Source organism: Moorena sp. SIO3H5, assembly GCF_010692395.1.
Classification (GTDB): Bacteria; Cyanobacteriota; Cyanobacteriia; order Cyanobacteriales; family Coleofasciculaceae; genus Moorena.
Genome location: NZ_JAAHHS010000749.1, coordinates 1 through 1,503, shown reverse-complemented (window position 1 = coordinate 1,503; position 1,503 = coordinate 1). Strand labels below are relative to the sequence as shown.

General features: G+C 45.6%; 1 protein-coding gene. It reads right to left on the bottom strand.

The window, feature by feature from the left end:
* Positions 1 to 21: 21 nt before the first annotated feature.
* On the bottom strand, positions 22 to 1,479 hold the full coding sequence (locus tag F6K52_RS36210) for a PP2C family protein-serine/threonine phosphatase (protein ID WP_293090038.1): 1,458 nt from the start codon (positions 1,477 to 1,479) through the stop codon (positions 22 to 24).
* Between the last annotated feature and the right edge of the window lie 24 nt (positions 1,480 to 1,503).

Below are 1,503 nucleotides of genomic sequence, written 5' to 3'. Positions count from 1 at the left end.
CTATACCTTAAATCAAATCTTTTAGTCAAACCTTGATTTTACCTGCATTACGACCAGTGTCATATCATCTCCGTTAGTTGTTGTCCCAGTAAACTGCTGTACTTGCTCAAATAGGTAATCTAAAATTTCCTGAGCACTATAACTATTTTCACAGGCCCACTGGAAGCTTTGGGTTAGATTGTCCTCATCAAAGCGATGGCCATTGAGATTGGCTGCCTCGGTCACCCCATCAGTGTAGTAAATAATGGTATCCCCTGAATCTAGCTGCACTTGAGAGTCTTCGTATTGAGAATCAATTTCTAAACCAATCAGCATCCCTCCTGCGGTATCCAAGGGTTTGATAGAACCGGTTGATGCCTGCCACAACAAGGGGGGATTGTGAGCGGCATTACTATAGGACAAAATCTTGGTTTTGGGGTCGTACTCAGAATAAAACAAGGTAACGAACCGGTGGGAATTTTCCAAGTCAGGATACATAACCCGGTTCAGGTGTTCGAGAATGCGTGCAGGGGAGTGACCGTTTAGTACTTCTGCTCGCAGCATTCCCCTGGTCATAGTCATAATCAACCCAGCCGGAACCCCTTTTCCCATCACATCACCAATCACAATGCTCCAAGGTAAATAAGCACTGTGGTCATCATGATCACCATCCCCGGAGTTTTTCGGTCCGAGCTGGTCGTAGTTGGTGGCAATGAAATCGTAGTAGTCACCTCCGACACGGTTAGCGGTTTTACAGAAAGCCGCTAATTCCACCCCTTCAATTTCAGGGCATTGGCGCGGTAGTAGGCGGATTTGGATATCGGCACCAATTTCTAACTCTCGATCTAAGCGTTCTTTATGGCGTAGCTCAACTTTAAGTTCATCATTAGCGATCGCTACTGCAGTTTGGTCAGCCACTAACCTTACCAACTTCTGTCGTGTCGGTGTCCATTTATATTGTGGGTCATGGCTAAAGATATACAAATGTCCTTGTTCAGCATTTTTAAGCAGAATGGGAAGACTAAACAGTTGGATATTGGGTTCAAGATAATCCCTCAAGAGTTTATCAAAGGATGCCTGAACCAGTTTCAAAGAAGTTGGTGTCTGGTTAGAATTCCCCCCTTGGCCATTAGGACTTGTCACTTGGTGGGTGGTCTTTTCTATCGCTTTACGAATAGTCTGACCCACCTGAGGGTTCTGGTAGTGTAGGTCAGAGCGTTGTACCTGACCATCTCGATTGAACAGGATTAAAGCTCCCCCATCGGCATCACTTACCCGTGCTGCCATTAAAGGAATTAACTCTAAAAACTGATTGAGATTGTTGAAGCTGCGTAAGGCAAACCCCAATGAGCTTAACAAATCTTGAACCTTGTGCTGTTCTCGATAAAGACGTGCCACCAGTTCTTTGAGGGTGGACACAGGGTTTTTCTTAGCACCAGCTCCTATGCTGGTGCTATTGGTTGAACTTGAGGGTTGGTGGGGAATGGGCAGTGCTGTCATTGCATCAGGTGTTAGGAGCGTTAC

What these genes read in the sequence shown, in the direction of transcription:
- F6K52_RS36210 (WP_293090038.1), bottom strand. Translation starts at nt 1,479, where the DNA reads ATGACAGCACTGCCCATTCCCCACCAACCCTCAAGTTCAACCAATAGC.